Source organism: Fictibacillus phosphorivorans, from assembly GCF_001629705.1.
In the GTDB taxonomy this organism is placed as follows: domain Bacteria; phylum Bacillota; class Bacilli; order Bacillales; family Fictibacillaceae; genus Fictibacillus; species Fictibacillus phosphorivorans_A.
Map to the genome: position 1 here is coordinate 563,967 of NZ_CP015378.1, position 11,946 is coordinate 575,912.

Sequence of the window (11,946 nt, forward strand, 5' to 3'; positions counted from 1 at the left end):
CACATCTTACGATGATGCATTTTTAAATTATGTTCTTTGAAAACTAGATATCGACATCCAAACAATATGCAAGGCAGATAGATTTATCTAATCTGCGCCAAGCAAGAATCTTTGATGTGCAAACATCATATAAGGTTAAGCTAGAAAGGGCGCACGGTGGATGCCTTGGCACTAGGAGCCGAAGAAGGACGGGACGAACACCGATATGCCTCGGGGAGCTGTAAGTAAGCATTGATCCGGGGATTTCCGAATGGGGGAACCCACCATCCGTAATGGGATGGTATCCATATCTGAATACATAGGGTATGAGAAGGCAGACCCGGGGAACTGAAACATCTAAGTACCCGGAGGAAGAGAAAGCAAATGCGATTTCCTGAGTAGCGGCGAGCGAAACGGAATCAGCCCAAACCAGAGAGCTTGCTCTCTGGGGTTGTAGGACACTCTATACGGAGTTACAAAGGAACGAAGTAGGTGAAGTGGTCTGGAAAGGCCAGCCGAAGAAGGTAACAGCCCTGTAGCTGAAACTTCGTTCCCTCCTGAGTGGATCCTGAGTACGGCGGGACACGTGAAACCCCGTCGGAATCCGGGAGGACCATCTCCCAAGGCTAAATACTCCCTAGTGACCGATAGTGAACCAGTACCGTGAGGGAAAGGTGAAAAGCACCCCGGAAGGGGAGTGAAACAGATCCTGAAACCGTGTGCCTACAAGTAGTCGGAGCCCATTAACGGGTGACGGCGTGCCTTTTGTAGAATGAACCGGCGAGTTACGATCCCGTGCAAGGTTAAGTTGATAAGACGGAGCCGCAGCGAAAGCGAGTCTGAATAGGGCGACATAGTACGTGGTCGTAGACCCGAAACCGTGTGATCTACCCATGTCCAGGGTGAAGTTCAGGTAACACTGAATGGAGGCCCGAACCCACGCACGTTGAAAAGTGCGGGGATGAGGTGTGGGTAGGGGTGAAATGCCAATCGAACACGGAGATAGCTGGTTCTCCCCGAAATAGCTTTAGGGCTAGCCTCGCGGCAAGATTCCTGGAGGTAGAGCACTGATTGGACTAGGGGCCCCCACAGGGTTACCGAATTCAGTCAAACTCCGAATGCCAGAGAATTATCCGCGGGAGTCAGACTGCGAGTGATAAGATCCGTAGTCAAAAGGGAAACAGCCCAGACCATCAGCTAAGGTCCCAAAGTATACGTTAAGTGGCAAAGGATGTGGAGTTGCCCAGACAACCAGGATGTTGGCTTAGAAGCAGCCACCATTTAAAGAGTGCGTAATAGCTCACTGGTCGAGTGACTCTGCGCCGAAAATGTAACGGGGCTAAACGTATCACCGAAGCTATGGCTTGTACCGTATGGTACAGGGGTAGGGGAGCGTTCGAAGTGCAGCGAAGTCAGACCGGAAGGACTGGTGGAGCGCTTTGAAGTGAGAATGCCGGTATGAGTAGCGAAAGACAAGTGAGAATCTTGTCCATCGAAAGCCTAAGGTTTCCTGAGGAAGGCTCGTCCGCTCAGGGTTAGTCGGGGCCTAAGCCGAGGCTGAAAAGCGTAGGCGATGGATAACAGGTTGATATTCCTGTACCACCTCCTTTCCGTTTGAACAATGGGGGGACGCAGTAAGGTAGGGTGAGCGCACTGATGGAATAGTGCGTCTAAGCAGTTAGGCTGTTGGGTAGGCAAATCCGCCCAACATGAAGGCTGAGCTGTGATGGCGAGGGAAATTTTAGTACCGAAGTCCCTGATCCTACACTGCCAAGAAAAGCCTCTAGTGAGGAAAGAGGTGCCCGTACCGCAAACCGACACAGGTAGGCGAGGAGAGAATCCTAAGATGATCGGGAGAACTCTCGTTAAGGAACTCGGCAAAATGACCCCGTAACTTCGGGAGAAGGGGTGCTCTGATAGGGTTTATCGCCCGAGAGAGCCGCAGTGAATAGATCCAAGCGACTGTTTAGCAAAAACACAGGTCTCTGCGAAACCGCAAGGTGAAGTATAGGGGCTGACACCTGCCCGGTGCTGGAAGGTTAAGAGGAGGGGTTATCCTTTGGGAGAAGCTCTGAATTGAAGCCCCAGTAAACGGCGGCCGTAACTATAACGGTCCTAAGGTAGCGAAATTCCTTGTCGGGTAAGTTCCGACCCGCACGAAAGGTGTAACGACTTGGATACTGTCTCAACGAGAGACCCGGTGAAATTATAGTACCTGTGAAGATGCAGGTTACCCGCGACAGGACGGAAAGACCCCATGGAGCTTTACTGCAACTTGATATTGGATTTTGGTACAGCTTGTACAGGATAGGTAGGAGCCTGAGAAGCCGGAGCGCCAGCTTCGGTGGAGGCGTCGGTGGGATACTACCCTGGCTGTATTGAAATTCTAACCTTGGACCGTAATCCGGTTCGGAGACAGTGTCAGGTGGGCAGTTTGACTGGGGCGGTCGCCTCCTAAACAGTAACGGAGGCGCCCAAAGGTTCCCTCAGAATGGTTGGAAATCATTCGCAGAGTGTAAAGGCACAAGGGAGCTTGACTGCGAGACCTACAAGTCGAGCAGGGACGAAAGTCGGGCTTAGTGATCCGGTGGTTCCGCATGGAAGGGCCATCGCTCAACGGATAAAAGCTACCCTGGGGATAACAGGCTTATCTCCCCCAAGAGTCCACATCGACGGGGAGGTTTGGCACCTCGATGTCGGCTCATCGCATCCTGGGGCTGAAGTAGGTCCCAAGGGTTGGGCTGTTCGCCCATTAAAGCGGTACGCGAGCTGGGTTCAGAACGTCGTGAGACAGTTCGGTCCCTATCCGTCGCGGGCGCAGGAAATTTGAGAGGAGCTGTCCTTAGTACGAGAGGACCGGGATGGACACACCGCTGGTGTACCAGTTGTTCCGCCAGGGGCATAGCTGGGTAGCTACGTGTGGACGGGATAAGTGCTGAAAGCATCTAAGCATGAAGCCCCCCTCAAGATGAGATTTCCCATCACGCAAGTGAGTAAGACCCCTTAGAGATGATGAGGTTGATAGGTCTGGTGTGGAAGCGTGGTGACACGTGGAGCTGACAGATACTAATCGGTCGAGGGCTTATCCTTAAAAAAGCATAACGTTTGGAAACGTCGTATCTAGTTTTGAGAGAACATCTCTCAATATATTTTGGTTCAGTGATGATGGCAAAGAGGTCACACCCGTTCCCATACCGAACACGGAAGTTAAGCTCTTTAGCGCCGATGGTAGTTGGGGGTTTCCCCCTGTTAGAGTAGGACGTCGCTGAGCCAATACATATTCCACAGTAGCTCAGTGGTAGAGCTATCGGCTGTTAACCGATCGGTCGTAGGTTCGAGTCCTACCTGTGGAGCCATATTGGAGAGCTGTCCGAGAGGTCGAAGGAGCACGATTGGAAATCGTGTATACGGTCAACCCCGTATCAAGGGTTCGAATCCCTTGCTCTCCGCCAGATACATACTCTCTAAATAAAAACAACTGGCCCGTTGGTCAAGCGGTTAAGACACCGCCCTTTCACGGCGGTAACACGGGTTCGAATCCCGTACGGGTCACCACTTATACATAATGATTTTAAATATGGAGGATTAGCTCAGCTGGGAGAGCACCTGCCTTACAAGCAGGGGGTCGGCGGTTCGAACCCGTCATCCTCCACCATTAACTTTTATATCATATATATCATCGCGGGGTGGAGCAGTCTGGTAGCTCGTCGGGCTCATAACCCGAAGGTCGCAGGTTCAAATCCTGTCCCCGCAACCAATTTTATTTCATGGACAACGTCGAGATTACTTCTTGACCATGAAATATAAACAGTGCCCTTAGGGTGCAACCAATTTTATTTCATGAATGGACTCGTGGTGTAGTGGTTAACATGCCTGCCTGTCACGCAGGAGATCGCCGGTTCGACCCCGGTCGGGTCCGCCATTTTTATTTAAACGGTGGCTTTACAACACCAAGATTTTTTCTTGGCTCGATAGCTCAGTCGGTAGAGCAGAGGACTGAAAATCCTCGTGTCGGCGGTTCGATTCCGTCTCGAGCCACCATTTTTTTTGCCGGTTTAGCTCAATTGGTAGAGCAACTGACTTGTAATCAGTAGGTTGGGGGTTCAAGTCCTCTAGCCGGCACCAGTTTTTTCTTCCTGAATTGGAACAAAAAACTTATTGAAAAACAGGGTGATTATGTTTTATAATAAAACCTGTCTTCATTCGTGGAGGGGTAGCGAAGTGGCTAAACGCGGCGGACTGTAAATCCGCTCCCTCCGGGTTCGGCGGTTCGAATCCGTCCCCCTCCACCATCTTTTATTCCTTATATAGGGGCATAGTTTAAAGGTAGAACGAAGGTCTCCAAAACCTTTGGTGTGGGTTCGATTCCTACTGCCCCTGCCAATTTTAATACTGTGGCGGTCGTGGCGAAGTGGTTAACGCATCGGATTGTGGTTCCGACATTCGGGGGTTCGATTCCCCTCGTCCGCCCCATTTAAATTTTGGGCTATAGCCAAGCGGTAAGGCATCGCACTTTGACTGCGACATGCGTTGGTTCGAATCCAGCTAGCCCAGCCATTTTTATTTTTATAACATAAGATGATTTTAACAAACATATTATAAGTTAATTAAATGTTTGCGGAAGTAGTTCAGTGGTAGAATACAACCTTGCCAAGGTTGGGGTCGCGGGTTCGAATCCCGTCTTCCGCTCCATTTTTGTTTTCTGGCGGCATAGCCAAGTGGTAAGGCACGGGTCTGCAAAACCCTTATCCCCCGGTTCGAATCCGGGTGCCGCCTCCATAAATTCCAATTCAAAAAGATTCAAATGCCGGTGTGGCGGAATTGGCAGACGCGCACGACTCAAAATCGTGTTCCTTCTGGAGTGTCGGTTCGACCCCGACCACCGGTACCATTTTACTTAACTTAACATTTAAACTTAAGACTTCTCACCTTTGTGGGGAGTTTTTTTATTTGCTTAAATAGCTTAAACTTCATTTATCATATTCATAATACGAAAGGGTACTGACTCATGGGAGATTTCTTCACTAAAATGAAAAATGATCTTGGCATCACTTTAAATGAGGTGCAAAAGAAAGCTGTTATGAAAACAGAGGGGCCTCTTCTATTACTTGCTTCCCCTGGTTCTGGGAAAACGACCACAATTATTATGAGAATCGGTTATTTGATAATGGAAAAAGGAATTCAACCGTCTCGTATAAAGGCTGTTACATTCAGTAAGGCGTCAGCTAATGATATGAAAGAGCGTTTCACTAGATTTTATCCTGAACTTCCTGCTGTAGACTTTTCAACCATTCATAGCTTTGCTTTTGAGGTAGTTAGAGATCATTATAGAAAGTTGGGACTACCTTTTACCATTATAGAGGGGGAATCTGATTCAGGGGAAAAAGAGGGATCAGCAGGTAACTTTCAACATAATAAAAAAATGATGCTTAGGCATTTATTTAAGTCACTTGTTGGAGAGAACATAACTGAAGATCAAATGGATGAGCTTACGACCTATATCAGTTACATAAAAAACAAGATGATACCTATCGAACGGTGGTCAGAAGTTTCATGTGACGTTCCGCAAGCTGAGGAGATCTTTAAGCAATATGAGGAACTCAAACGTTCAGATCAGCATCATGTATTGTTAGACTTTGATGATATGCTCACAATCGGAAATGACGTATTAGAAAATCATGCGCACGTGTTACGTTATTATCAAAATAGATACGATTATTTCTTAACAGATGAAAGCCAAGATACATCGCTTGTGCAACATTCTATTATAGAAAAAATGGTTTCTACTCATCGAAATTTATGTGTGGTGGCCGATGATGACCAATCGATCTATAGCTGGAGGGGTGCTGAGCCTTCCTATTTGCTTAAATTTAAGGAAAAGTACAGTGATGCTTCTATTTTGTTTATGGAGCAGAACTATCGCTCATCTGAGGATATTGTTACCGTTGCTAATTCGTTTATAAAAAGAAATAAAAACAGATATGAAAAAAATATGTTCACCCAAAATCCTTCGCATCAACCTGTTGAAGTGAAACAACTCGTGAATTTTAAAGAGCAATCCAAATACTTGGTCAGTGAATTGAGTGACGCTATTCATCTCAAAGAAATTGCCATCTTATATCGAAATAATTCGTCATCCATTGGATTGATGAATGATTTTGATCGATCAGGAATTCCGTTTTATATGAAGGACGCCGATAATCGTTTCTTCTCACATTGGGTGGTTCAAGATATATTGAATTTTATGCGTATGGCCTTTACTGATAAGAGACCAGACATTCTAGAAAAAATTCATTTGAAATTTAACGGCTATATTACGAAGCAGCAGATGCAAGCACTTAAACAACTGAATCATAACGATTCTGTATTTGATAATTTGCTAAACCATGTGAAATTACAGGAGTATCAAGTAAAACTTCTAAAGGCTAGTAAAGAGACGTTTAAAGAAATGAAGGAGATGAAGCCTCTTCAAGCTATTCGGGTGATCAGAGATCGTCTAGGCTACGATAAAGCCATAGAAAAGATCAGTAAGAGCTTAGGGTTTCGAATGGATTATTTAGTGGGCATCTTAAATACACTCGAAGAAATTGCAACAGATCTTGAAAGCCTTGAGGAGTTTGCTAAACGATTAAAGCATCTTGAAGTCGTTTTGAAAACAGCAAAAAAAAAGAAGGGGCACGACGCAATTACACTTTCTACCTTTCATAGTGCGAAAGGGCTCGAATTTAACAAGGTGTTTATGATTGATGTAGTGGATGGAATCATACCTTCAAGTGAAGATCGATCGGACCACCTACTGTTAGAAGAAGCAGCTCGTTTATTTTATGTAGGAATGACGCGTGCCAAGAAACAATTAACCCTAGTGACGTATCCTTATCGAGATGGGAAAAAAGTAGAAGAGTCTGTGTTTGTTTCTGATGTAAAAAATATATTAGATCCCACAAGAATAATGAAATCTGAACCAGTAAAAAAGAATGTTAAAAAGATAAATGGAGTTCCATACAATCCGTATAGCATCAAAAAGAAAGAAGAATTATATGTTGGTCTAGCCGTTACTCATCGTGTGTTTGGAACAGGAGAAATAACTGAAATCAGCGGAGAATTTATTACTTTTAAATTTCAGTCTAAAGAAAAAAAATTATCAATCAGCGCATGTTTAGAAATGGGACTATTAGAGCCGTTGATTCACACTTAATAAACATTTTTTTATCTAATCTTACATTATAGCAGGACTTACTACCTTATTATTATTTAATATTTTACAATTTTCTGATAAATAAGAAGGATTTATTCTTATCTCTTCCGAATAATACATTCTAGTAGAAGTGAATACCTGTTCATTTTTACAGAATGTATTTATTTTTGGGGAGAACGGGGGTAAAGGGATGAACGCTTTTCGTTTGTTTATGGCAGAAATGGCGAAGTTGGCAGGTAAAAAGGGCTTGCTGATCTCAGTCATTGCCGCATTGCTCGTACCAGTCGTTTATGGTGGTATACTTCTATCACCAAAATGGGGACCGTACGACAACTTGTCGAACTTGCCTGTTGCGGTAGTCAACAAGGACAAGGGTGCGTTATCGGACGATGAGCCGATCAATGTAGGGAAGGATTTAGTCGCAGACTTAAAGAAAGGAAAAGATCTCGGTTGGGAATTTGTAAGTGCTGAGGAAGCCAAAGAAGGCCTCGATAGTCTGAAATATTACATGGTTATCGAGATTCCTGAGGATTTTTCACAAAGAGTAACAACGGTTTTAAGTGATAATCCTGAGAAGCTTCAACTTACGTATATTCAAAACGAAGGATTAAACTTCATGGCAGCACAAGTGACAAGAAGTGCCACCGAAAAGTTAAGAGAAAAACTTGGTGATAAAATTACAGAGAAGTATGCAAACAACATGTTTGCTAGTCTCGGCGATGTATCGGAAGGTTTTCAATCAGCTGCAGATGGATCTGCAAAACTAAATACGGGAATGACAGATCTTCGTGATGGAACAAACACACTTTTGGAATCGCTTACAAATAAAGCGGCTGATATTTCAAAGCTTGCGAGTGGTGCAAAAGAACTTAAAAATGGTGTAGGACAAATGGCAAACTCTTTGTCAGCCAAACAGCCAGATATTAGCAAACTGGCAAATGGATCATCCCAACTAAGTGCTGGAACGAAAGAATTACTCTCATCTCTTCAATCTAAGTCGGGTGACATCTCAAAGCTCGCGGCAGGATCAGCTGCAGCTAATGAAGGAACAGGACTTTTATTACAAAATTTAAAAGATAAACAATCAGGGGTAAAAGACCTTGCAGCGGGTGCGAAACAACTTGGTGACAGCATACCGCAACTAAAAGTAGGAACAACTGGAATCTTAACAGGACTAAAAGGTGTTCAAAGTGCGATCAAGAACGAAATCGCTCCTGGGACACAACAAATCTCACAAGGTGTTGCTCAAGTTGCCGATGAATCTGCAAACCTAGGTAAGGGGCTGCAAGTGTTATCAAGTGATCTAAAGGCATATTTAGAGCAACACCCTGAACTATCCAAGGATCCTGCTTTTATGAAGATTTATGGTACGAGCCAAGCTATCACGACAGCTGCAACTGATCCTGCAAAAGCTCAAAAGCTCCAGGCACTAAGTCAAGGAGCTGCAAAAATCGCAGGAGCTTTCACGGCAAATGCCGAACCTAATCCTAAATCTGTTGCTGATGGGGTAAATCAGCTTGTAGCGGGCCAAACGTCAGTGGATAACGGAGTTGCGACATTAAGCCAAAAGGTGCCACTGCTCCAACAAGGGACGGAATCGATTGAGAGTGGCTGGAACACGATGGTAGGTAAGGTAGGAGAGCTGCATGCAGGAACATCTCAGATTGCTGCAGGAAACCAATCGGTGAACACGGGTTGGACATCTTTGACTAAAGGCGCATCCCAACTTAATGACGGTGCAAACCAAGTATCAGCAGGTAACTCTTCTGTTGAAAAAGGATGGCGTGACCTAACTTCAGGCGCAACAAAGATTAACGATGGTATGTCACAGGTGAGTGATGGAAACGCAACAGTTGCAAAAGGCTGGGGTGACTTAACGGAAGGTGTAACAAAATTAAATGATGGTGCAGGGAAATTAAATGATGGAAGTAACGAGTTATCATCAGGTCTAAAAGATGGTGCAGAGAAAACAGGTGCGATTAAGGCGGCTAATGATAAGAACTTAAGCATGTTTTCTTCGCCTGTTGAGTTAAAGAGTGAAACGGTAAATAAATATCCACTCTATCGTGATTCAACAGCTCCTTATGTTCTTTCATTAGCGCTATTCGTTGGAATCTTAATCATGTCGATGTTCATTAACTTTAGAAAGCCAGAAGAAGTTTCAGCGTTCTCTTGGTTTGGTGCTAAATTCATGAACCTAGGTGCTCTGGCTGTAGTACAGGCATTACTTCTTTCGACAGTTGTTCTACTTATCTTAAATGTAAAAACTGAAAATCCACTAGGTTTTATAGCCTTTGCGGTTTTTGTTAGTTTGGTATTCACAGGAATTGTCTTATTGTTCGCGTCGTTAGGAAACATCGGACGATTCATCGCGTTCGCTTTAGTGATTCTACAGCTTTCTACGACAGGTGCAAATCTGCCGATTGATATGCTGCCTGAGAATTTGCGTGCACTAAGTGAGTTCTTGCCGTTCACATATTCCATCGCTGGATTTAAGGCATTGATCTCATTGGGTAGTACGAGCTCTGCATTCTCCAATATGGGAATATTGTTCATCTATCTAATAAGTTTTAGTTTATTGTCGATCGCAGTCTATCTGTTTACAAAGCCAAAAAGCGAACCGAAAAATCTAGATTTAGCGAGCTGATCATAATTTAATCGTTACAATAAAGAGTTCCTGGCAACTTAAGCTGGGAACTTTTTTTGAATCTTCTTCTTGTACACTGAATATGTAGGTGTAAAGGAGGTTATTTCTCTGATGTATAGAGACCGGCGTGCTACAGTATGTCTGATTTTAATGACCGTCTCCTTCGTTTCGATCCTCTTCATTTCTGCTGATATTTTTCACTATATGCATATGATTAATGGTCTGTTGATCAGGCTTTTCCAATCGGTACGCTTGTTATTTGTCATGGTAATTCTTTTTCTCTTTTCTATCCTTGTATTATTTCGATATTTATAGATGAGCTCGATACCCCTTTTTTAAAGGGGTTTTTATTTTGTTAAAAAAAGCATAATGTTTTATCAGGAAAATAAAATAGTTCAAAAGCCATACATATCTCATCATGAGGAGGAGATTTAATGAAATGGGAATTATCCGTTGTTAAGAAGAAGTGGGTTTATTTAAGCATAATAGGACTTGTTTTAGCAGCGGTTATCGCTTTTTCAGCACATGCAATAGGTTACAACAAAGCTTCTGTTCTTCTCAAAGATAAAAAAGTTGTAGTAAGGGAAATTGATGGTGAGATTAAAGAATGGCAAAAAGAGTTAGAAACTATAGAAGAAAACGTTGAAGTAATGGAGGAAGAAAAAAGTAACAAACAAGCAGAATTGGATGCACTTCAAATACAGGTTGATGAAGCTTCAGAATTGATCAGCCAAAAAGCAACGATTCAAAAAGAGCTGGATGAATTAGGCATACAAGTAAAAGGAAAGAAAGATGAATTAAAAAAACTTAGCGGTGAGATCACCAATAAACAAGGTGAGCTTAATACTTTAAATAAAGGCATTCTAGTTAAAAAGAAAGAGCCACGAACTTTAGTTGCAGGCGTTTTTATAGCAGGTAAAGATATAGCGCCAGGGAGGTATAAAGTAGAGCCGGTGAACGGATTTGGAAATTACTTTGTGAATGGGGGCAGTAAAGTCAATATCATCTTAGGCAGAGGAGATGACCTGTTCCTTCCTGAATATGTGTTTGAATTGGATGAAGGAGACGAGATTGAAGCAACATTGTCTGTGAAATATACGTTAGTAGAGTAATAAAGAAGTTAGGCAGATGAATTTTTTAAAGGAAGTTTAAAAGAACTTGTCATAAATGTCCTACTTGCTGCTTATATATAGAACAAGTTAGTTGTAGGTTTTAATGCAGGGCTTCGTTGATCCAATGAAGCCCTGCATTTTTTTGTATTTTGATGATGCGAGCAAGGAATACGGCGAGTTTTAGGAATAATACGGCGAGTTTCTCCATTAATACGGCGAGTTTTCATCGTATATCGGCGAGTCGACAAATTACAACACGAAAGGACTGTATCTAAAAGCGCCAAAAAAACTTAGCTCTCATCGTAAGCTAGCAGCTAAATCACCTGAATCTCAGCACTCCCACCATTCACTTGAGTGAACATCTTGGCCATCGATTCCAACAGCTCATGAGCCTCACTCTTATCCATAGAGGGCTGCAGATACACGATATGCAGTGCATTCTTAACACTCTCATCCACCATCGTGCGCTTAGAGTCAACGATTGGGCTGCCAAAGGCACCAACCTCGTCTCTAGACAGCAATTTGCCTTCCATATTCATTTCACGTCCGTTTAATCCTTCATATGTATCTTCAGCGCTACCAAGATCAATCTCAACATCACCTTCAATCCCATCAAGATTATAAAGACCGATCGGAATAGCAAATCGAATAGAGAAGAAGTTGTTTACATCGACGCCTGAATTGATCGCAGATAGGTCCTTGCCGCTTAACACCCGTCGCAACAATGCTTCTGAAGCGGGACGATATCTGGAAGGATCCATTCCAAGAGACTTGAACACTTTTCGATATTCAGCAACACCAGGATAATCGGCAGCATTTTTTTCTTCAAGTCGCAAGGATTCTGTAAATAGCTGGAACCTGCCTTTAATCATTTGCGGTGATTCGCTAATCGCGATATCATGGTATGTAATTGTGCCTATTTTAAAGTTCGGGACAAGTTCATTTAGTTTAGGATTAATTGTGATCATCATGTAACCCCGTTTCTTATTTAAGTAATAGTAGTTTATCATAAT

At 43.4% G+C, this 11,946-nt stretch carries 4 protein-coding genes, 15 tRNA genes and 2 rRNA genes; 20 read left to right on the plus strand and 1 reads right to left on the minus strand.

From position 1 onward, the window contains the following. The first annotated feature begins 133 nt into the window (after positions 1 to 133). The 20 genes from ABE65_RS02950 to ABE65_RS03045 all read left to right on the plus strand — a co-directional run bounded on the left by ABE65_RS02950 (position 134) and on the right by ABE65_RS03045 (position 10,933). Positions 134 to 3,069 (plus strand): 23S ribosomal RNA (locus ABE65_RS02950). 65 nt (positions 3,070 to 3,134) lie between these two features. After that, positions 3,135 to 3,250 (plus strand): 5S ribosomal RNA (gene rrf / locus ABE65_RS02955). Positions 3,251 to 3,260: 10 nt separating this feature from the next. Next, a tRNA-Asn gene (locus tag ABE65_RS02960) sits at positions 3,261 to 3,335 on the plus strand. 4 nt (positions 3,336 to 3,339) lie between these two features. Continuing rightward, positions 3,340 to 3,431: transfer RNA gene (locus tag ABE65_RS02965), tRNA-Ser, on the plus strand. 28 nt (positions 3,432 to 3,459) lie between these two features. Next, positions 3,460 to 3,534 (plus strand) — tRNA-Glu (locus ABE65_RS02970). Between the two features lie 24 nt (positions 3,535 to 3,558). After that, positions 3,559 to 3,634, plus strand: a tRNA-Val gene (locus tag ABE65_RS02975). A gap of 25 nt (positions 3,635 to 3,659) precedes the next feature. Then, positions 3,660 to 3,736: transfer RNA gene (locus ABE65_RS02980), tRNA-Met, on the plus strand. 89 nt (positions 3,737 to 3,825) lie between these two features. Continuing rightward, positions 3,826 to 3,901 (plus strand) — tRNA-Asp (locus ABE65_RS02985). Between the two features lie 43 nt (positions 3,902 to 3,944). Beyond that, positions 3,945 to 4,020, plus strand: a tRNA-Phe gene (locus ABE65_RS02990). Positions 4,021 to 4,028: 8 nt separating this feature from the next. Beyond that, positions 4,029 to 4,104, plus strand: a tRNA-Thr gene (locus ABE65_RS02995). An 82-nt stretch (positions 4,105 to 4,186) separates the two neighbouring features. Continuing rightward, positions 4,187 to 4,271 (plus strand) — tRNA-Tyr (locus tag ABE65_RS03000). Positions 4,272 to 4,288: 17 nt separating this feature from the next. After that, positions 4,289 to 4,362, plus strand: a tRNA-Trp gene (locus ABE65_RS03005). 14 nt (positions 4,363 to 4,376) lie between these two features. Continuing rightward, positions 4,377 to 4,452, plus strand: a tRNA-His gene (locus tag ABE65_RS03010). 9 nt (positions 4,453 to 4,461) lie between these two features. Further along, positions 4,462 to 4,536: transfer RNA gene (locus ABE65_RS03015), tRNA-Gln, on the plus strand. Between the two features lie 60 nt (positions 4,537 to 4,596). Further along, positions 4,597 to 4,671: transfer RNA gene (locus ABE65_RS03020), tRNA-Gly, on the plus strand. A 12-nt stretch (positions 4,672 to 4,683) separates the two neighbouring features. After that, positions 4,684 to 4,758: transfer RNA gene (locus tag ABE65_RS03025), tRNA-Cys, on the plus strand. A gap of 27 nt (positions 4,759 to 4,785) precedes the next feature. Then, positions 4,786 to 4,870: transfer RNA gene (locus ABE65_RS03030), tRNA-Leu, on the plus strand. A 138-nt stretch (positions 4,871 to 5,008) separates the two neighbouring features. Then, positions 5,009 to 7,174 (plus strand): ATP-dependent helicase, encoded by a 2,166-nt coding sequence (locus ABE65_RS03035; RefSeq protein ID WP_231887844.1) that lies wholly within the window; start codon positions 5,009 to 5,011, stop codon positions 7,172 to 7,174. A 190-nt stretch (positions 7,175 to 7,364) separates the two neighbouring features. Then, complete coding sequence (locus tag ABE65_RS03040) at positions 7,365 to 9,821, plus strand: YhgE/Pip family protein (protein ID WP_066391220.1); 2,457 nt, start codon at positions 7,365 to 7,367, stop codon at positions 9,819 to 9,821. 434 nt (positions 9,822 to 10,255) lie between these two features. Next, complete coding sequence (locus tag ABE65_RS03045) at positions 10,256 to 10,933, plus strand: OmpH/Skp family outer membrane protein (protein WP_066391221.1); 678 nt, start codon at positions 10,256 to 10,258, stop codon at positions 10,931 to 10,933. A 314-nt stretch (positions 10,934 to 11,247) separates the two neighbouring features. Here the strand turns inward: ABE65_RS03045 and ABE65_RS03050 are convergent, their stop codons facing one another. After that, positions 11,248 to 11,904, minus strand: coding sequence for a B3/B4 domain-containing protein (locus tag ABE65_RS03050; RefSeq protein ID WP_066391222.1), 657 nt, complete (start codon positions 11,902 to 11,904; stop codon positions 11,248 to 11,250). Positions 11,905 to 11,946: the final 42 nt, after the last annotated feature.